The sequence below is a fragment of the Paraburkholderia graminis genome (assembly GCF_003330785.1).
Classification (GTDB): Bacteria; Pseudomonadota; Gammaproteobacteria; order Burkholderiales; family Burkholderiaceae; genus Paraburkholderia; species Paraburkholderia graminis.
The window spans coordinates 3,644,941-3,665,607 of the sequence record NZ_CP024934.1 but is presented as its reverse complement, the minus strand read 5'-3'; the positions used below and the strand labels follow the sequence as shown (position 1 = coordinate 3,665,607).

Genomic DNA, 20,667 nt, shown 5'->3' with positions numbered 1-20,667 from the left:
TTTCTTTAGCAAGCGGGACGCTATGTCAGTGCCCGCGGAACAGATTCATGATGTCCTGCTTCTCCTGCTCGCCGACCTGTCCCGGCGCGGCGGATGCTGCGCTCGCTTCGTCGAGCGCAGCCTGGCTGATGCCGACCGTCGAGACAAAGCCGTGCCCCGGCGTGAATTCGTCGAAATACAGTTCGGAGCCGATTTCGGTCACGCCATCGGGCTTCGGCATCTTGTAGTCCGGCACGCCTTTGAGCGCGCGTCCCATGTACTCGATCCACACCGGCAACGCGAGGCCGCCGCCGGTTTCCTTGTCGCCGAGACTGCGCGGGTTGTCGTAGCCGATCCACGCAATCGCGGTGAGCGTGTGCTGATAGCCGGCGAACCAGGCGTCGCGCGAATCGTTCGTCGTGCCGGTCTTGCCGCCGAGATCCGTGCGCTTGAGCGCGTTCGACTTCGCGCCCGTGCCGCGCTGCGCGACGCTTTGCAGCAGGCTGTTCATCACATACGCGTTGCGCGGCTCGATAGCGTGCGGCGCGCTTTGCTCGGCGACGAGCGGCTGCGCGTGCGCGACGACGACGCCGCGCGGATCGGTGACTTCGGCGATCAGGTACGGGTTGATCCGATAGCCGCCGTTCGCGAACACCGAGAACGCGCCCGCCATCTGCAACGGCGTGACGAGACCCGCGCCGAGCGCCATCGGCAGATACGCCGGATGGCGGTCCGCATCGAAGCCGAAGCGCGTGATGTACTGCTGCGCGTACTTCGTGCCGATGTGGTTGAGGATACGAATCGACACCAGGTTTTTCGACTTCTGCAAAGCGGTGCGCATGCTCATCGGACCGTCGAAACCGCCGCCGTAGTTCTTCGGCTCCCACGGCTGGCCGCCCGTTTCCGCGGCGCTGAAAAAGAGCGGCGCGTCGTTGATGACGGTTGCCGGACCGAGTCCCTTTTCGAGCGAAGCCGAATAGATGAACGGCTTGAAACTCGAGCCCGGCTGGCGCCACGCCTGCGTGACGTGATTGAACTTGTTCTTGTTGAAGTCGAAGCCGCCGACGAGCGCACGAATCGCGCCGTCCTGCGGCACGACGGAAACGAAGGCACCTTCGACTTGCGGCAACTGGGTGATCGCCCACTCGCCTTCGTCGTTCTTCACCAGACGAATGATCGCGCCGGGCCGCAGCCGCTGATTCGGCTGCGCGCGTGCGCTTAGCGCCGATTGCGCGAAGCGCAGGCCGTCGCCCTGAATGGTCGCCACATTGCCGTCGATAAACGTGGCCTGCACCTGCTTCGGGCTCGCCGCCGTCACGACTGCCGCGATGATTTCGCCGTTATCGGGATGCTCGAGCAGCGCGTCGTCGATGGCCTGCTCGCGGTCGTCCGCGTCCGACGGCAAGTCGATGAACGCCTCCGGGCCGCGATAACCGTGGCGCCGCTCATAGTCCATCAAACCTTTGCGCAACGCGCGATAGGCGACGTCCTGATCGGCGGAGTCGATCGTCGTCACGACGTTCAGGCCGCGCGTGTACGCTTCCTCGCGGTACTGCGCGTACATCATCTGCCGCACCATTTCCGCGACATACTCCGCGTGCACGCTGAACTCCTTGCCGGCGCCCTTCACGACAAGCGGCTGACGGCTCGCTTCGTCGTACTGCTGCTGGTTGATGTAATGCAGCTCGTACATGCGCTGAAGGATGTACTCCTGGCGCACCTTCGCGCGCTTCGGATTCACCACGGGGTTATACGCGGACGGCGCCTTCGGCAAGCCGGCCAGCATCGCGGATTCCGCGAGCGTCAGGTCCTTCAGATCCTTGCCGAAATACACGCGTGCCGCGCTCGCGAAACCATATGCGCGCTGACCCAGATAGATCTGATTCATATACACCTCGAGAATCTGATCCTTGCTGAGCTTCGACTCGATCTTGTACGCGAGCAGCATCTCGTAGATCTTGCGCGTATAGGTCTTCTCGCTGGACAGGAAGAAGTTGCGCGCGACCTGCATCGTGATCGTGCTCGCGCCTTGCGTCGCGTGGCCATTGGTCAGCGCGACGAAGCCGGCGCGCGCGATGCCCGTCAGGTCGACGCCGCCGTGATCGTAAAAGCGCGCGTCTTCAATGGCGAGCACGGCCTTCTTCAGGCTGTCGGGCACGTCCTGAATGCGGACGATGTCGCGGCGTTCTTCGCCGAACTCACCGATCAGCACGTGATCGGCCGTATAGATGCGCAGCGGCACTTTCGGCCGGTAGTCGGTGAGCGCTTCGAGCGAGGGCAGGTTAGGCGTCGCGACCACGAGCGCATAACCGAGCACCAGCAGCACGCACGCGATGCCCGCGACGATCAGGCCAAAAAACCCAAGCAGGAGCTTGAGCCACAACGGGCGTTTGCGCTTAGGCGGCGCGGGCGGCGGAGAGGTGGGAGACGTGGATTGCATATAGGCACCAAAAAACAGTCCCGCGATTATAGCCGCCCCGCTTTTCAGCTTTCGGCATGCTTACTGACAGTTCTTTACAAGTCTCCGCGCCACGTTGAATGAGGCCTCACTGTAGCTGCTTTGACGATCGCCGGCGCGTCGGTTTCGACGACGTTGGCCGTTTGGCTGAGTGTCGCTCAGACGCGCCGATGCGCACAATCCTCCTCGCTGCTCGCGTTCGAATCGTTCGCCGCGCGAGTCTCAGGGAGGGCGTGATGACAATAAGAAGTTCATGGCTGGAAGCTGTGCAGGCGGGTATGCAGCGTTTCGCTGCGGGTATCGACGTGAGTTCGCAGGACGTGCGGCTCGTCGTGGTGAGTCAGCGTGCGCGAGCCTGCGCGTCGTTGCAGATCGAATATGTGCGCACGGTGCCGTTGCCGCCGAATGCAATGGCCGGCATCGAGATCGCGGATCGCCAAGCGGTCTCGCGCGCGTTGCGCGATGCGTTTGCCGATCTGCCTCATTCATGCGCGACGTCCGCATTGCGATGCGCGATGGCGGTGCCCGCGTCCGCGACGCTGACCGCCACGGTCCCGCTCGCACGCCTCGCCGTGCAAAGCGGTGGCGCGGAAGACGGCGGATATGAACTCGCCGAGCTCGAACCGGCGGTGATGAGCGAAGTGGAACGCATCGCGGGACTCGAGCGGCACGCATTGGCCGTCGACTGGTTTGTCGATGACCGGCCGTCGCCGGTTCGTTCGGTGACGATTGCCGCGACCGCGCGTCAGCATATCGAAGCGCGCATCGAATGCGCGGCGGCCGCGGGCATTTCGCTGACCGCGATAGACGGCGAGCCGCATGCCGCGCTGCGTGCGATGCGCTATGCGGCGAGCCGCGAGCTCGATCCACATGAACCTTATGTGGCGTTGTGGATCGGCGCCGACGGCGTGCAAGGCTGGCGTCTCGTCGACGACAGCGTCGCCGCCGAAATGCGCTATCCCGCGCCCGAGCATTCCGATCTCGCCGACGCATTGCGCGATCTGGCGCATGGCCCGGAGTGCGACTGTGCGCTGGTGGGCGGCGAACTCGATCTGCTCGAGGGCGTCGGCTTCTCGATGGCGGATATCGCGGATGTTCTCGGCTGCACCGTGTTGCCGTTCGAGTGCGGCGCATTGGGCGGCGTCGCGCGCAAGCTGAGCGATCCGCTGCTGCACGAACCGGCAGGCGCCGTTGCATTCGGGCTTGCGTTGCGCGGGGTGCTCGAATGAGCGCGGCCGTTTTCGACGCAGGACATCTCGGCGCGGCGGCGCAATCGCATGTCGCGCGCGACATGCGCCGGCTGCGCGCGGTGAATTCGTTCACGCCGAGGCTCGGCGGTTTCAATCTGCTGCCGCACAGACAACGCGACGCGCGGCTTGCGCGTCGGCGGTGCGTCCTTCTATGGGCCGCCGCCGCGTTGGCCGGCTGCGCTGCTGTGGTTGCGCTCGCCGGATATCAGATGGTCGAGAAAGCGCGGCTCGATGCGCAGCGCGAGTCAGCCGAGCAGGCGCTTGCGCAGCTCGCCGCTCCGCTGGCCGAGCATACGAAGCTGCTGCGCGCGCGCGACAGGCAACGCGATGAAGCCGCCCGCGCAAAACGTCTCGCCGAGCCGCTCACCTATTTGCGCGATCTGCTCGATGCGCTGAGTTTCGAACCTGGCGACGGTGTGCTGTTGCAGCAGCTTCGCCAGCGCGAGCATGAGACCGAGCTCGTGGCGAGTTCGCGAGCGCACATCGATTCCGCGCAGTGGCTCAAGCGCCTCGGTGCGATACGCGGCGTGGAGAGCGCGGAGATGAGCGAATCGCATCGCGCGTCGGGCAAGGCGAATGCCGCGGCGAGCACTGCCGGCTCAACGGAGTTCGGTGCCCGCCTGCGCTGGGAGCACACCATAAAAAATACGGCCGAGCATGCGGGCCTGGCGGCATCGCCGAAAACGAGCGCCGATCACAGCGGAGGTTTGAAATGAGTACGACGTTTATAGACTTCGGCGGCGCGCAACAGCCAGGTTCCATGCTGGCGCATTGGATCAAACGTGCGCGCGCGCCGCTTCATACGTGGAGCAGGCGTCGCCGCTGGGCGGTTGCGTTGTTGATTGCGCTGGTGGTGTTCGGCCTCGGCGCGCATGGATGGATCGTGGCCGATCTCGGGCGCCTCGAAGCAAGCCGCGCGGCGCTGCATGCGAGCGCGCAGCGTCTCGCGGAGGCAAAGCGTGCGCTTTTGCAATTGCCCGCGTTGCGTCGCGAAGCCGATGCGGCGAGCGGAACGACAGGAGGCGCGTGGCCGTCGCGGGCGCAATGGACTTCGGCGGATGACGTGCGCGTCGTCTCCGAACTCGCTGCGCAAAACGGCGTGATGTTGCTGGCAGTGGAGCCCGGCGCCGCGAGCGGCACGGGCGCACAAAGCGAGCGGCCGTTGCAGCTCTCTGCGCATACCGACTTTATCCATCTGATGTCGTTTCTGCGTGGCTTGACGGAGTTGCCGGTACTGATGGTTCCCGTCGACGTCACAATCAAGCGCGATGCGGCGTCGCTCTCGGTGAACGCGACGCTGCGCGTGTACAGCGGTTTGCGCCCGGCGCCTGTGAGCCTCTCGGTGCAGGAGCTCGCCGACGCAAGCCTTGATTCGGATGACGAAGAAGATGTCGTGTTCTTCGACCCGTTCTCGCCCGCCCAGATGCAGGCCGCGATCGACTTGCCCGGGCTCGCGCAACTGCGCCTTGTTGGATTGCTGCATGACCGTGCGCGCGGTCTGGCGTTAGTCGATACGCCGGACGGCGCAGCGACTGTCGCGTCCGGTCAGCAGATCGGCGACGAGCGCTTCACGCGCTTCGATGCGTCGGGTATCACGCTCGCCCGAGGTGATGCGACGCGCACGCTGCTGCTCGCGGAGGCTTCGTGATGAGCATCAGGAAGGTCTTGTGTGCCGACGCGCGGTCGATTGTGGGCGCTGTTCTTCGCCGTGCGGCCCGCGCATGCTCCGGCTCTGGGCTGCCGATTAGCGTGCATTTCAGCGTGTGCGTCAGCATGGCAATCGGCGTGGCGCTGAGTGCCGGCATCGCGCAGGCGGCGATTCCATCGCTGCCACCGTTGCCTGCCTATCTGCCGCTCGACGAGGCATCGTCGCCTTCCGACGCGCGCTACGATGCCCCGCCGCTGCCACGCGGCACGATCGCCGAGACGCCGAACCCGTTCCGCGACGATTCTCCCGATGACACGGCGGTCTCACACACGACGCCTGCGCTGGCCGATCGAACCCACACGGGCGATGCAACCGACCCCGCCGACGGCTCCGCGCCTCTTGGCCCGCAAGCGGCAGCCTTAAGTCGCGAGGCCGCTGCGACATCATCCGCGCTCGAAGGCCCGCCCGTCCCGTTGCCGCCGCTCGCACGCCTGAGCGGCGCGCCGAAAACCGCCGCCGACGCCTCGCTAGCAGCCGACGACAAGCCGATCTCGCTGAACTTCCAGCGCGCCGAGCTGGGCGCGGTGCTGAATGCGTTTGCGCAATTCACCGGCTTGAACATCGTCGCGAGCGAGAGAGTGCGCGGCGCCGTGTCGCTGCGCCTCGACAAAGTGCCGTGGCGCGTCGCGTTCGACACGCTGCTCGACGTTCACGGCCTCGCGATGGAGCGCCACGGCAACGTCGTGTGGGTCGCGCCCATCGCGGATCTGGCGGCGCGCGAGCGGCAGCGCTACGAGGCCCACGCGCGGGCCGCCGATCTCGAACCGCTCGCGAGCCGCACATTCCAGTTGCACTATGCACGCGCCGAAGACGTGCGGCGTCTGTTGACCGGCTCGGGCAACCAGCGCGTGCTGTCGAAGCGCGGCGCCGTGACCGCCGATCCGCGCACGAATCTGCTGTTCGTGACCGACCTGGAGGGCCGCCTCGCGCAGATAGCCGCGCTGCTTGCTTCCGTCGACCGGCCGACGCGGCAGGTGCTGATCGAGGCGCGCATCGTCGAAGGCGAGCATGGTTTTTCGCGCAATCTCGGCGTGCGGCTTTCGATGGCGGGCACCAGCGCCGACGGCACCACGCGTGGCCTCAGCGGCGGCAAGGACGGGCTGGTCGCCGATCTGTCCGCGCGGCCGATCGCGGGCTTCGACGCCGCCACGGCCGGGCTCACGCTGTTCGCGGCGGGCGCGACGCGGCTTCTGAACATCGAATTGAGCGCGCTCGAGGCCGAAGGGCGTGGAGAGGTCGTTTCCAGTCCGCGCGTCGTTACCGCCGACCGGATGAAGGCCGTGGTCGAGCAGGGCACCGAACTGCCGTATCAGGCGAAAGTCGGGCAGGGCGTGTCGGGCGTGCAGTTCCGGCGGGCCACGCTGAAGCTCGAAGTCGAGCCGCAGATCATGCCGGACGGCCGCGTCGTGCTAGACCTCGATGTGGCCAAGGACAGCGTCGGCGAACAGACCGACGCCGGTCCCGCGATCAACACCAAGCACGTGCAAACCCGGGTCGAAGTGGAAGACGGTGGTACGGTGTCGATCGGCGGAATCTACGCGACGGACGGTCGCGACGATGTGACTCGGGTGCCGCTCCTGGGCAAAATACCGGTTTTAGGCGCGCTTTTCCGCCATCGGGCCCATCGCGACCAGCGCAGCGAACTGGCTGTTTTCATCACGCCGCGCGTCGTTCAGACGAATTGAGGGCACGCGCCCGCCGCGCGAAAGCGGCGGCGCGCAGGCTCGACAAGGCAGCCGCTTTGCCAGTAAGCTGCGGCACGAACCATACCGGATTAGCCAGAGGACACCGTTGCAAGCGCGGGACGCACACGCCAATGTATTTTTTGTAGGGCTCATGGGGGCAGGAAAGACCACCGTGGGCCGGGCCATTGCGCGCCGTCTCGATCGCCCGTTCTTCGATTCGGACCATGAAATCGAAGCGCGTACGGGCGCGCGCATTCCGGTGATCTTCGAGCTCGAGGGCGAAGCCGGCTTTCGCGACCGCGAGGCGAGCGTCATTTCGGAACTCACGGAGCGCGACAACATCGTGCTGGCAACCGGCGGCGGCGCCGTGCTTCGGCCGGAAAACCGCGCGGCGCTGCAAAACCGCGGCGTCGTGATTTACCTGCGCGCGAATCCGCACGATCTGTGGCTGCGCACGCGGCGCGACAAGAATCGTCCGCTTCTGCAAACGGAAGACCCGAAAGCGCGGCTCGAAGCGCTCTACGAAGTGCGCGATCCGCTCTACCGCGAGTGCGCGCATTTTGTGATTGAAACAGGCCGGCCTTCGGTCAACGGACTCGTCAATATGGTTCTGATGCAGCTCGAGATGGCCGGCGTCGCCAAACATCCTGCGTCATAATGGGCCGTATGATTACCGTCAACGTCGAACTGGGCGAACGCGCCTACCCCATCCATATCGGTGCCGACCTGATCGGCCAGACTGCGCTGTTCGCGCCGCACATTGCGGGCAATTCGGTCACGATCGTCACCAACACCACCGTCGATCCGCTCTATGGCGACACGCTGCGCGCGGCGCTTGCGCCGCTCGGCAAGCAGGTGTCCACGGTCGTGTTGCCCGACGGCGAGGCGTACAAGAATCTCGAAACGCTGAACCTGATTTTCGACGCGCTGCTCGGCTCGCGCGCCGACCGCAAGACGACGCTGATCGCGTTGGGCGGCGGCGTGATCGGCGATATGACGGGTTTTGCGGCGGCCTGCTATATGCGCGGCGTGCCGTTCATCCAGGTGCCGACCACGCTGCTCTCGCAGGTGGATTCGTCGGTGGGCGGCAAGACGGGCATCAATCATCCGCTCGGCAAGAACATGATCGGCGCGTTTTATCAGCCGCGAGCGGTGATCGCCGACATCGGCGCATTGCGCACGCTGCCCGCGCGCGAACTGGCGGCGGGCATCGCCGAGGTCATCAAGACCGGCGCGATTGCCGACGCCGGCTTTTTCCGCTGGATCGAGGCCAACGTCGAGGCGCTCAATCGCTGCGAACCCGCGGCGCTCGCGGAGGCGGTCAAGCGCTCATGCGAGATCAAGGCGTCGGTGGTCGCGCAGGACGAACGCGAAGGCGGGCTGCGCGCCATTCTCAACTTCGGCCACACGTTCGGTCACGCGATCGAAGCGGGCCTTGGCTACGGCGAGTGGCTGCACGGGGAGGCCGTCGGCTGCGGAATGGTGATGGCGGCGGATCTGTCCGTGCGTCTCGGCTATCTGGACGAAGCGTCGCGCAAGCGGCTCGTCGACGTGATCGTCGCCGCGCATTTGCCGACCCGCGCGCCCGCGCTCGGCGAATCGCGCTACATCGAACTGATGCAGGTCGACAAGAAGGCGGAAGCCGGCGCGATCAAGTTCATTCTGCTGAAGCGTTTCGGTGAGACGCTCATCACTCAGGCACCCGACGCCGAGGTGCACGCCACGCTGGCCGCCGCCGTCTGATACGCGGACATTCCAGCAAGGCGCCGCGCACGGCGTCGAGCGGCGCCGCCCATGTTTCGGAGAAGCCGGTGACAGACAGGCGCAGCGACGATGTAAAGCAGCAACCCGCCGCAGCCGCGGCCGCGCTCGGCGCGCTCACGCAGGAAGCGCTCGAAGCGCATCTCGCGCCATATGCCGCGCACTCGGCGCATTCGCGCGGGCGCCGCTATCCGGAAGCCCCGCCGAGCGCGCGCACCGAGTTCCAGCGCGACCGCGACCGCATCGTTCATTCGACGGCGTTCCGCCGCCTCGAATACAAGACGCAGGTGTTCGTGAACCATGAGGGCGACCTGTTCCGCACGCGTCTCACGCATAGTCTGGAAGTCGCGCAGATCGCGCGCTCCGTGGCGCGTAACCTGCGCGTGAACGAAGACCTCGTCGAAGCCATTTCTCTTGCCCACGATCTCGGCCACACGCCGTTCGGTCATGCCGGCCAGGACGCGCTGAACGAGTGCATGCGCGAGCACGGCGGCTTCGAGCACAATCTGCAAAGCCTCGCAGTGGTGGACGATCTCGAGGAGCACTATGGCGCGTACAACGGCCTGAACCTGTGTTTCGAAACGCGCGAAGGCATTCTCAAGCATTGCTCACGTGAGAATGCGCGGCGGCTCGGCGCTTTAGGCGAGCGGTTTCTCGAAGGGCGTCAGCCGTCCATCGAAGCGCAGATCGCGAATGTCGCCGATGAAATCGCCTACAACAATCACGATGTCGACGACGGTCTGCGCTCGGGTTTGCTCACCGTCGAGCAACTCGCCGAAGTCGAGCTTTGGCAAACGCACTTCGAAGCGGCGCGGCGCGATTTCCCGCAGATCGAAGGCCGCAGGCTGATTCACGAGACGGTGCGGCGCATCATCAATACGCTGATCGTCGATCTTATCGACACGACCAAGCTGAACCTTGCGCATCATGCGCCCGATTCGCTCGACGCCGTGCGCGCGGCGCCGGCGCTCGTCGCGCATAGCGAGCCGATCGCGGCCCAGGCGGCGGCGCTCAAGCGCTTTCTGTTCAAGAACCTGTACCGCCATTACCGCGTGATGCGGATGGCCAACAAGGCGCGCCGCGTCGTCGTCGGTCTGTTCGACGCGTTCACCGACGATCCGCGGCTCCTGCCGCCCGGCTATCAGTCGACCGACGCCGCGCTGCAACCGCGCCTGATCGCGCATTACATCGCGGGCATGACGGACCGCTATGCGCTGAAGGAGTATCAGCGCCTGTTCGTCATCGACGACAACTGAGCGGCCACGACGGCGACGCCGTAGCGTGCCGCAGTGGCCGCGCGCCTGGCAAGCGCGCGCTCGCAGTAGCCGCGCCTGTCAGCGCACCCGCGAGGCAAACAGCGCGCCTACGATCAACGCGAGGCCGCCGACAATCGCCAGCGTCTGCCACGGATTCTCATGCACGTAGTCGTCGGCATCGGCTAGCGCGACGTTCGCGCGTTCGCGCACGGCTTCGCGCGTGTCGCTTAAACGGGCGCGCGCGTTGTCGAGCTGCTTGCGCAATTTGCCGCGCAGTGCGACGGCGTCGGCCTGCGTGCCGTCCGCCAGGGTGGACTCCAGCTCGGACATCAGCGTGCGCAGTTCGCCTGCAATGTCTTCGGCCGCGTGGCGGCTGTGTCGCGCAATGCGTCGCGCGCGGCGGCTCGTGCTGGTCCAGGATTCGCCGAGGGCGTCTCGCGTATTCGGAAGTGCTGTCATGGTCGCTCCGTCGATGAGGGTGAAAAAGGCCCACGTTCACGGTTGCGTTAAACCTGATCGCAACGCAGGAAACACCAGCAGAACGCAACTTCGGTGCCACAGCCGAATGCTCCGCCCACGGCGGCGCGCGCCGAATTTCCTCAGCACATATTGCCTTCGCGACGGGTCAAATTTACAAACGCAGCGGCAACGGGACGCGCGGCATCGGTAAAGCCGGCGCGGTGGCTCGCCGCGCGCACAAAATAAAAAACGCCGCCATTGGATGAATGACGGCGTTGTTCAAGCCCCGGAAATTCGACTACCCTAATCGCACGGCATAGTTCGATGCCCGCGCGTTGAACGCTGTGCGAAGCGGGCGTTCGGAGCGACTGCAAAAAGCGAGTGTTAAAAGCGGTAACCGATATTGACGTACGTAACGATCGGGTTCAGCTTGATCTTGGTTTCCGATTGCACATTGAGCGTGCCGACCGGCGTCTTCGCCTGCGTGTTCAGTTTGGCCGTCGTGCTGAGCGGCAGGTACGACACCGAAGCGCCTGCGAACCAGTGCTCGTTGAACGCGTAAGTGAAACCCAGATTAAACACCGGCTCCCACGAACTATCCGTAGTGACGCTGGTCGGACCATGCAGGACGTTTGCCTGAAATGCGCCGTTGGTGATCTTCTCGTCGGTGAACCAGATACGGCTCACGCCGATACCGAGATACGGACGGAACGTAGCAGTGGGGGCGTTGAAGTAGTACTTGAACAGCAGCGTCGGGCTCCACTGTTTTGCCTGCCCGATCTTGCCGAATTGTTCGAGGCTGCCGCTGCCGTTCAGGTCGAACGAAGGCGGATAGCCAACCACGAATTCGGTCGCGATATGGTCGGTGATGAAGTAGCCAAGAGCCAGGCCGATGGTGTCGGCCGAACTCAGCGTTGCTCCGGTGTTCGGTTCGGTGATGTTGGTCGGACTGCCGCCGATGCTCGTCACTTTCAGGGGCTTGCTGCTCGATTGAGGCGCAAGATGGAACCAGCCTGTTGTGACGGTAAAGCTACCGGCCGATTGTGCGTATGCTGCCGTTGTCATGCCGGCTAGCATCGCGGTCCCCACTACGGCCTGTTTTAATTTCATATGTGCTCCTCCAAAAAAGGCCCGCTCATTATGAACACAACGTTTGAAACTAACCATACGCGGCGGTTAGAGTTTTCTCCCTAAGCCACGCGCGCTTTCTGGCCTGGCCGCGCCGCGCCGAATCTCCGGCGCATGCGGCTCTTCGGACCTTCGGGTATGTACCAACGCGACTATCGGATACTTCAGCATGGCACGGCTTGCACGTCTTTATGTTCCTGACCAGCCGCAGCACGTCATCCTCCGCGGACTCGATCAGCAGCCTGCGTTCGTCGACGACCAGGACTATGAATTGTTCATCGACTGTTTGAAAGCGGCTTCCCGCGACCATCACCTGTCGATCCACGCTTATGCGTTGATGCCGGGCGCGGTTCAACTGCTCGTCACGCCGACCGAGGAGTCGAGTCTGCCCAAGGCGATGCAGGCGGTGGGGCGCCGCTATGTGGCGCACTTCAACCGTCGCTACGCGCGGCGCGGCACGCTGTGGGAAGGGCGTTATCGCGCCACGGTGATCGAGGGCGAGCGGTACTTTCTGCTGGCGAGCCGCGTCGTCGAAATGTGTCCGGTGCGCATGCAGCTCGTGAGCGCGCCGGAAGACTACCGGTGGTCGAGCTACCGGCATCACATCGGTCTCACGCTCGACAGCCTGATCACCGACCATCCGCTTTACTGGTCGCTCGGCAATACGCCATTCGAGCGGCAACGCGCGTACCGCGAGCTCTGCGAACAGCCACTCGACGAACGCGAGGCAAGCCAGCTTCAGCAGGCCACCTTAAAGGGCTGGGTGCTCGGCAGCGACACGTATCGCGAATGGGCGGCGCGCGCGGCGAACCGGCGCGTGTCTCCGTTGCCGCGCGGACGGCCGCGCAAGGTTCGCGAGACGCCGCAGACGCAATAAACGCAGCGAGCGCCCACGCTCGATAGGCAATCAGAATCAACGGTTTAGGTTTTGAACGGCATTCGGACATGCCGTTTTATTTTGCCCATTTTCGATATGGCACCAATAAAAGCGAGCCGCAATGCACCAAATTGATAATTGGGGATCGAACGCAACGTTTTATTTGCTATTCCGTTGATTCGTCGCGTATATTCCGAATTCCGGCGTTTTTGATATGTGCAGGATGCAGCCTCAGAAGCGCCTTCGCCGTTGCGGGTGTGCACGTGCGGCAATAGAAAAAACGGTTTAACGGCCTGTCCGGCCCCTCACAGACGGTGTCCCCATGAACGATCACCAGCAACCGGTTCACCCGGTTCCCGCCGCGCAAGGGTTGTACGACCCGCAAAACGAACATGACGCCTGCGGCGTCGGCTTCGTCGCTCATATCAAGGGCAAGAAAAGTCACGAGATCATCGAGCAGGGCCTGAAGATTCTGGAGAATCTCGACCACCGCGGCGCTGTCGGCGCCGATCCGCTCATGGGCGACGGCGCGGGCATTCTGATCCAGATTCCGGACGGTTTCTATCGCGAGGAAATGGCACGGCAAGGCGTGACCTTGCCGCCGTTCGGCGAATACGGCGTCGGCATGGTGTTCCTGCCGAAGGAACACGCATCGCGTCTCGCCTGCGAGCAGGAACTGGAGCGCACGGTCAAGGCCGAAGGTCAGGTCGTGCTCGGCTGGCGCGACGTGCCGGTCGATCACACCATGCCGATCTCGCCCACTGTGAAGGCGAGCGAGCCGCTGATCCGCCAGATCTTCATCGGCCGCGGCAAGGACATCATGGTGACCGACGCGCTCGAGCGGAAGCTGTATGTGATCCGCAAGACCGCGAGCCACCGCATCCAGGCGCTCAAGCTCAAGCACGGCAAGGAATACTTCGTGCCGTCCATGTCGGCGCGCACGGTGGTCTACAAGGGGCTGCTGCTCGCGGGTCAGGTCGGCGTGTACTACCGCGACCTGCAGGACGAGCGCACGGTGTCGGCGCTCGCGCTCGTGCATCAGCGCTTCTCGACCAACACGTTCCCGGCGTGGGAACTGGCTCACCCGTACCGGATGATCGCCCACAACGGCGAAATCAACACGGTGAAGGGCAACGTCAACTGGCTGAACGCGCGTACCGGCGCGATCGCGTCGCACGTGCTCGGCGACGATCTGCCGAAGCTGTGGCCGCTCATCTATCCGGGCCAATCGGACACGGCATCGTTCGACAACTGCCTCGAACTGCTCGTGATGGCCGGCTATCCGCTCGTCCACGCCATGATGATGATGATCCCGGAAGCCTGGGAACAGCACACGCTGATGGACGACAACCGCCGCGCGTTCTACGAATACCACGCCGCGATGATGGAGCCGTGGGACGGCCCCGCTGCAATCGCCTTCACCGACGGCCGCCAGATCGGCGCGACGCTCGATCGTAACGGCCTGCGCCCGGCGCGCTACATCGTCACGGACGACGACCTCGTCATCATGGCGTCCGAAGCGGGCACGCTGCCTATCCCCGAGTCGAAGATCGTCAAGAAGTGGCGTTTGCAGCCGGGCAAGATGTTCCTGATCGACATGGAACACGGCCGCATCATCGACGACAAGGAACTGAAGGACAACCTCGCCAACGCGAAGCCGTACAAGAGCTGGATCGACGCCGTGCGCATCAAGCTCGACGAGATCGAGCCGAAGGCCGAAGACGTCGCGACGGAACGCCGCGAAGCCGCCGCGTTGCTGGATCGTCAGCAGGCGTTCGGCTACACGCAGGAAGACCTCAAGTTCCTGATGGCGCCGATGGCGCAAGCCGGTGAAGAAGCCGTCGGTTCGATGGGCAACGACTCGCCGCTCGCGGTCATGTCCAACAAGAACAAGACGCTCTATCACTACTTCAAGCAGCTGTTCGCGCAAGTCACGAACCCGCCGATCGACCCGATCCGCGAAAACATGGTGATGTCGCTCGTGTCGTTCGTCGGTCCGAAGCCGAACCTGCTCGACACGAACAACATCAACCCCCCGATGCGTCTCGAAGTGTCGCAGCCCGTGCTCGACTTCAAGGACATCGCCAAGATCCGCGCGATCGATCAGTACACGGGCGGCAAGTTCAGCTCGTACGAACTGAACATCTGCTATCCGGTTGCGTGGGGCAAGGAAGGCATCGAGGCGCGTCTCGCGTCGCTGTGCGCGGAAGCCGTCGACGCCGTCAAGTCCGGCTACAACATGCTGATCGTGTCGGACCGCAAGACCGACCGCGACAACGTCGCGATCCCGGCGCTGCTGGCCACGGCCGCTATTCACACGCATCTCGTGCAGCAAGGTTTGCGCACGAGCACCGGTCTGGTCGTCGAAACCGGATCGGCGCGTGAGACGCATCACTTCGCGCTGCTCGCGGGCTATGGCGCGGAAGCCGTGCATCCGTACCTCGCGATGGAAACGCTCGCGCAGCTCGCGGCCGGCCTGAAGGGCGACCTGTCGGCGGAGAAGGCGATCTACAACTTCACGAAGGCGGTCGGCAAGGGCTTGCAGAAGGTCATGTCCAAGATGGGCATTTCGACCTACATGTCGTACACCGGCGCGCAGATTTTCGAAGCAGTCGGCCTCGCTGAAGACCTCGTGCAGAAGTACTTCAAGGGCACGTCGTCGAAGGTCGGCGGCATCGGTTTGTTCGACGTCGCCGAAGAAGCGATCCGTCTGCATCGCGATGCGTTCGGCGACAACCCGGTTCTCGCGAGCATGCTCGACGCGGGCGGCGAGTACGCGTATCGCGTGCGCGGCGAAGAACACATGTGGACGCCGGATGCGATCGCCAAGCTGCAACACTCGGCGCGCAGCAACTCGTATCAGACGTACAAGGAATACGCGCATCTGATCAACGATCAGACCAAGCGTCACATGACGTTCCGCGGCCTGTTCGAATTCAAGCTCGATCCGGCCAAGGCAATTCCGCTCGACGAAGTCGAACCGGCGAAGGAAATCGTCAAGCGTTTCGCGACCGGCGCCATGTCGCTCGGCTCGATCAGCACCGAAGCGCACGCCACGCTGGCGGTCGCGATGAACCGCATCGGCGGCAAGTCGAACACGGGCGAAGGCGGCGAGGACGAAAACCGCTATCGCAACGAACTGCGCGGCATCCCGATCAAGAACGGCGACACGATGAAGTCCGTCATCGGCGACGAAGTGATCGTCGACATTCCGTTGAAGGACGGCGATTCGCTGCGCTCGAAGATCAAGCAGGTCGCATCGGGCCGCTTCGGCGTGACGGCGGAATACCTCGCGTCCGCCGATCAGATCCAGATCAAGATGGCGCAGGGCGCGAAGCCGGGCGAAGGCGGCCAGTTGCCGGGCCACAAGGTGTCCGACTACATCGGCAAGCTGCGTTATTCGGTGCCGGGCGTCGGCCTGATTTCGCCGCCGCCGCACCACGACATCTATTCGATCGAAGATCTGGCGCAGCTCATTCACGATCTGAAGAACGCGAACCCGGCGGCGAGCGTCTCGGTGAAGCTCGTGTCGGAGTCGGGCGTCGGCACGGTTGCCGCGGGCGTTGCCAAGGCGAAGGCCGATCACGTCGTGATCGCGGGCCACGACGGCGGCACGGGCGCGTCGCCGCTGTCGTCGATCAAGCACGCCGGCACGCCGTGGGAACTCGGTCTCGCCGAAACGCAGCAGACGCTGGTGCTCAACCAGTTGCGCGGCCGTATCCGCGTGCAGGCCGACGGTCAGATGAAGACCGGCCGCGACGTCGTGATCGGTGCGCTGCTCGGCGCCGACGAATTCGGCTTTGCGACGGCGCCGCTCGTCGTCGAAGGCTGCATCATGATGCGCAAGTGCCATCTGAACACGTGCCCGGTCGGCGTAGCGACGCAAGATCCGGTGCTGCGTGCGAAGTTCAAGGGCCAGCCGGAACACGTCGTGAACTTCTTCTTCTTCGTCGCTGAAGAAGCACGCGAACTCATGGCGCAACTGGGCATCCGCAAGTTCGACGATCTGATCGGCCACGCCGAATTGCTCGACATGAAGAAGGGCGTCGAGCACTGGAAGGCGAAGGGTCTCGACTTCTCGCGCGTGTTCTACCAGCCGCAAGTGCCGGCCGAAGTCGCGCGCAAGCACGTGGAACAGCAGGATCACGGTCTCGATCGCGCGCTCGATCACACGCTGATCGAGAAGGCGAAGGCGGCCATCGAGAAGGGCGAGCATGTGTCGTTCATCCAGCCGGTGCGCAACGTCAATCGTACGGTCGGCGCGATGCTGTCCGGCACGATCGCGAAGAAGTACGGCCACGACGGCTTGCCCGACGACACAATCCACATCCAGTTGAAGGGCACGGCGGGCCAGAGCTTCGGCGCGTTCCTCGCGAAGGGCATCACGCTGGATCTCGTCGGCGACGGCAACGACTACGTCGGCAAGGGTTTGTCGGGCGGGCGGATCATCATTCGTCCCACGAACGATTTCCGCGGCAAGTCGGAAGAGAACATCATCTGCGGCAACACGGTGATGTACGGCGCGATCGAAGGCGAAGCCTTCTTCCGCGGCGTGGCGGGCGAACGTTTCTGCGTGCGTAACTCGGGCGCGACGGCGGTTGTCGAAGGCACGGGCGACCACGGCTGCGAATACATGACGGGCGGCACGGTGGTCGTGCTCGGCGAAACCGGGCGCAACTTTGCAGCGGGCATGTCGGGCGGCATCGCTTATGTGTACGACCCGGACAACACGTTCGCGGGCAAGTGCAACAAGTCGATGGTTGCGCTCGATCCGGTTCTGCAGCAGGCCGAACAGGAACGCACGGTCGACCGCGGCCTGTGGCACGCCGGCACCACCGACGAAGCGCTGCTGAAGGGTCTCGTCGAGCGTCACTTCCAGTTCACGGGCTCGCCGCGTGCAAAGGCGCTGCTCGAAAACTGGGACGCGTCGCGCCGTCAATTCGTGAAGGTGTTCCCGACCGAATACAAGCGCGCGCTCGGCGAAATGGCAGCGAAGAAAGCGAACAAGGAAGTGCTCGCCGCCTGAGCGCGGATTGAGCACTGACTGAACGCTGACTAAGCGCTGACTAAGCGCCGACCGCTCCCGCACAGTAGACGTCACCTTTAGCCGTACCCGCCGCCGCTCGACAATCCGATGCGCGGCGGGTCCAGATTACCCCTAGATACAGATAGAGAAGAGAACCACATGGGCAAGGCAACCGGTTTTCTCGAGTTCGAGCGCCGCCACGAGGCGTACGAAGCTCCGCTCACGCGTGTGAAGCACTACAAGGAATTCGTCGCGGCACTCACCGACGACGAAGCGAAGATTCAAGGCGCACGTTGCATGGACTGTGGCATCCCGTTTTGCAACAACGGCTGCCCGGTGAACAACATCATTCCGGACTTCAACGACCTGGTGTTCCATCAGGACTGGAAGACCGCGATTGAAGTGCTGCACTCCACGAACAACTTCCCGGAATTCACGGGCCGCATCTGCCCGGCGCCGTGCGAAGCAGCGTGCACGCTCGGCATCAACGACGACCCGGTCGGCATCAAGTCGCTCGAACACGCGATCATCGACAAAGCGTGGGCCGAAGGCTGGGTCGCGCCGCAGCCGCCGAAGCACAAGACCGGCAAGAAGGTCGCCGTGGTCGGTTCGGGCCCTGCTGGCCTGGCCGTCGCGCAGCAACTCGCGCGCGCGGGCCACGAGGTCACCGTGTTCGAGAAGAACGACCGCATCGGCGGCCTGCTGCGTTACGGCATTCCCGACTTCAAGCTGGAGAAGTGGCTGATCGACCGCCGCATGCGCCAGATGGAAGCGGAAGGCGTGACGTTCCGCGCCAACGTGTTCGTCGGCAAGGCGGACTCGCTGCCGCCGTACATCGGCAACACGGCGAAGGAAACCATCACGCCCGAGCAGTTGAAGGAAGACTTCGACGCGGTCGTGATCGCCGGCGGTTCGGAAACGCCGCGCGATCTGCCGGTGCCAGGACGCGAGCTGGAAGGCATTCACTATGCAATGGAATTCCTGCCGCAGCAGAACAAGGTCAACGCCGGCGACAAGGTCGCGAACCAGTTGCTCGCGAAGGGCAAGCATGTGGTCGTGATCGGCGGCGGCGATACGGGCTCGGACTGCGTGGGCACGTCGAATCGTCATGGCGCGAAGAGCGTCACGCAATTCGAACTGCTGCCGCAACCGCCGGAAGAAGAGAACAAGCCGCTCGTGTGGCCGTACTGGCCGATCAAGCTGCGCACGTCGTCGTCGCATGACGAAGGCTGCTCGCGCGATTGGGCGGTCGCCACGAAGCGCCTCGAAGGCAAGAACGGCAAGGTCGAAAAGCTGATCGCGGCACGCGTCGAATGGAAGGACGGCAAGATGGTCGAAGTGCCGGGTTCGGAGTTCGAAATGAAGGCCGACCTCGTGCTGCTCGCGATGGGCTTCACGCAGCCGGTGTCGCCGGTGCTCGAGGCGTTCGGCGTCGACAAGGATGCGCGCGGCAACGTGCGTGCTTCCACTGAGGGCGACAAGGCGTATTACACGTCGGTGGACAAGGTGTTCACGGCGGGCGACATGCGTCGCGGCCAGTCGCTCGTGGTGTGGGCGATCCGCGAAGGTCGTCAGTGCGCGCGTTCGGTCGATGCGTTCCTGATGGGTCATTCGGAACTGCCGCGTTAAACGTCTGTCTCGCCGCCAGCCAGGGTTTGCAGGAAGAGGTGGAGACGACGACGGTGCTTGCCTCGTGTTAAGCGGGCGGCACCGCCGAGAGCAGTGAGAACAAAGCCGGGCACCTGAGAAGGTGACCCGGCTTTTTAACGTGCGGTTTCTGCGTGCCTTAGTGCCTTAAATTGCGCAGAGACTAGCTACTTCCGATAACGCGCCAACGTCAGCCCGTCCAGATCGATCTCCGGTTCGCGCTGCGTGATCAGATCCGCAACCACACGCGCCGAGCCCATCGACATCGCCCAGCCCGTCGAGCCGTGGCCGAGGTTGAGCCACAGGTTGCCGATGCCCGAAGGTCCGAGCAACGGTGCGCCGTCGGGCGTCATCGGGCGGCGGCCGACCCAGAAATGCGCGGACGTCGGCGCCGCGGCGTGCGGAAACCAGTCGGCCAGCACTTTCATCAGCGTCTGCAACGCCTGCTCGCGCAGCGTCGCGTCGCGGTTGCCGAGTTCCGCCGTGCCGGCCACCCGCAGGTTATCGCCGAAACGCGTGATCGCCGTCTTCAGCGATTCGTCCATGAGCGCGGCGCGCGGGGCCTTTTCGTCGTCGATCACAGGCAGCGTCGCCGAATAGCCTTTCACCGGATAGAGCGGCACCTTCACGCCAAGCGGCGCGAGCAACGCCGCACTGTCGACGCCCAATGCCACGACCACGCCGTCGGCCGGCACCGTCTCCGCGCCGCGCTCGCTTTCGACACGCACCGCGCGCACGACGCCGCCTTCCACGTCGAGCGATGTCACGCGCGTGTCGAAGCGAAAGCGCACGCCATGACGTTCGCAGATGGCGCGCAGTTCACGCGTGAAGCGGGCGCAGTCGCCGGCTTCGTCGTCGGGAAGATGGACGCCGGACACCGGCGTCGCGCGTGCCCAGCGCAGGCCCGGCTCGATGTCGACGCATTGCGCGGCGCTCACTTCCCGATAAGCGATGCCCGCGTCGCGCAGCACCGCGAGCGCCGGCTGTGCGAGTTCGACGTCGTACTCGCTGCGAAAGAGCTGCAGATAGCCCTGGCTGCGGCCGTAATCGAACGGATGACGGCTGCGGAATTCGCGCAGACACTCGCGGCTGTAGTAAGCGATGCGCTGCATCCGCTGCTTGTTGACGCGAAAGCGCTCGAGCTCGCATTCGCGCAGCCAGCGCGCGATCCAGCGCCATTGAGCCGGGTCCAGCGTCGGCCGGAAAATCAGTGGCGAAGCGGGCTTGAACAGGTACTTGAGAATCTTGGCCGGCATGCCGGGCGCGGCCCACGGCGTCACATAGCCGGGCGCGATCACGCCCGCGTTGCCGAAGCTCGTGGCGAGCGCGACGTCCGGCTCGCGTTCGATCAGCGTCACCTCGCAGCCTTGCTGGCGCAGGTAGAAGGCGGTGGCGACGCCGATCACGCCGCCTCCGAGAACAATCGTTTTCAT

14 protein-coding genes are annotated in these 20,667 nt (G+C 64.3%); 10 read left to right on the top strand and 4 right to left on the bottom strand.

Features of this window, described 5'->3' with window-relative positions:
• Positions 1–25 precede the first annotated feature (25 nt).
• A complete protein-coding gene (locus tag CUJ91_RS16425) occupies positions 26–2,419 on the bottom strand; it encodes a penicillin-binding protein 1A (protein ID WP_114156524.1) in 2,394 nt (797 codons plus the stop codon).
• 254 nt (positions 2,420–2,673) lie between these two features.
• Between CUJ91_RS16425 and pilM the strand changes: the two genes are divergently transcribed.
• The 7 genes from pilM to CUJ91_RS16390 all read left to right on the top strand — a co-directional run bounded on the left by pilM (position 2,674) and on the right by CUJ91_RS16390 (position 10,097).
• Positions 2,674–3,666: a type IV pilus biogenesis protein PilM gene (gene pilM, locus CUJ91_RS16420; protein ID WP_029971258.1), complete on the top strand. Its 993-nt coding sequence runs from the start codon at positions 2,674–2,676 to the stop codon at positions 3,664–3,666.
• On the top strand, positions 3,663–4,403 hold the full coding sequence (locus tag CUJ91_RS16415; RefSeq protein ID WP_114156523.1) for a fimbrial assembly protein: 741 nt from the start codon (positions 3,663–3,665) through the stop codon (positions 4,401–4,403). The genes pilM and CUJ91_RS16415 overlap by 4 nt, the downstream gene beginning before the upstream one ends.
• Complete coding sequence (locus CUJ91_RS16410; RefSeq protein ID WP_029971260.1) at positions 4,400–5,335, top strand: hypothetical protein; 936 nt, start codon at positions 4,400–4,402, stop codon at positions 5,333–5,335. The genes CUJ91_RS16415 and CUJ91_RS16410 overlap by 4 nt, the downstream gene beginning before the upstream one ends.
• Positions 5,336–5,460: 125 nt before the next feature.
• Positions 5,461–7,080, top strand: a complete 1,620-nt coding sequence (locus CUJ91_RS16405) for a type IV pilus secretin PilQ (protein ID WP_244230945.1) — start codon at positions 5,461–5,463, stop codon at positions 7,078–7,080.
• Positions 7,081–7,186: 106 nt separating this feature from the next.
• A complete protein-coding gene (gene aroK, locus CUJ91_RS16400; protein ID WP_006052245.1) occupies positions 7,187–7,738 on the top strand; it encodes a shikimate kinase AroK in 552 nt (183 codons plus the stop codon).
• An 8-nt stretch (positions 7,739–7,746) separates the two neighbouring features.
• A complete protein-coding gene (gene aroB / locus CUJ91_RS16395) occupies positions 7,747–8,823 on the top strand; it encodes a 3-dehydroquinate synthase (RefSeq protein WP_167450656.1) in 1,077 nt (358 codons plus the stop codon).
• Between the two features lie 68 nt (positions 8,824–8,891).
• A complete protein-coding gene (locus CUJ91_RS16390; RefSeq protein ID WP_029971264.1) occupies positions 8,892–10,097 on the top strand; it encodes a deoxyguanosinetriphosphate triphosphohydrolase in 1,206 nt (401 codons plus the stop codon).
• Positions 10,098–10,175: 78 nt separating this feature from the next.
• On the opposite strand, the gene CUJ91_RS16385 is transcribed toward CUJ91_RS16390, so the two are convergent.
• The gene (locus CUJ91_RS16385) at positions 10,176–10,556 is read right to left on the bottom strand and encodes an ElaB/YgaM/YqjD family protein (RefSeq protein WP_114156520.1); all 381 of its coding nucleotides are present in this window, start codon (positions 10,554–10,556) and stop codon (positions 10,176–10,178) included.
• 384 nt (positions 10,557–10,940) lie between these two features.
• Entirely contained in the window at positions 10,941–11,666 is a 726-nt protein-coding gene (locus CUJ91_RS16380; RefSeq protein WP_006052249.1) for an OmpW/AlkL family protein, read from the bottom strand.
• A 187-nt stretch (positions 11,667–11,853) separates the two neighbouring features.
• Here CUJ91_RS16380 and CUJ91_RS16375 point away from each other — a divergent pair, with 187 nt between their 5' ends.
• The 3 genes from CUJ91_RS16375 to CUJ91_RS16365 all read left to right on the top strand — a co-directional run bounded on the left by CUJ91_RS16375 (position 11,854) and on the right by CUJ91_RS16365 (position 19,216).
• Entirely contained in the window at positions 11,854–12,561 is a 708-nt protein-coding gene (locus CUJ91_RS16375) for a transposase (RefSeq protein WP_006052250.1), read from the top strand.
• Positions 12,562–12,883: 322 nt separating this feature from the next.
• On the top strand, positions 12,884–17,587 hold the full coding sequence (locus CUJ91_RS16370; RefSeq protein ID WP_107710636.1) for a glutamate synthase-related protein: 4,704 nt from the start codon (positions 12,884–12,886) through the stop codon (positions 17,585–17,587).
• A 159-nt stretch (positions 17,588–17,746) separates the two neighbouring features.
• Positions 17,747–19,216, top strand: coding sequence for a glutamate synthase subunit beta (locus CUJ91_RS16365; protein WP_006052252.1), 1,470 nt, complete (start codon positions 17,747–17,749; stop codon positions 19,214–19,216).
• Between the two features lie 185 nt (positions 19,217–19,401).
• On the opposite strand, the gene CUJ91_RS16360 is transcribed toward CUJ91_RS16365, so the two are convergent.
• Entirely contained in the window at positions 19,402–20,667 is a 1,266-nt protein-coding gene (locus tag CUJ91_RS16360; RefSeq protein ID WP_114156519.1) for a D-amino acid dehydrogenase, read from the bottom strand.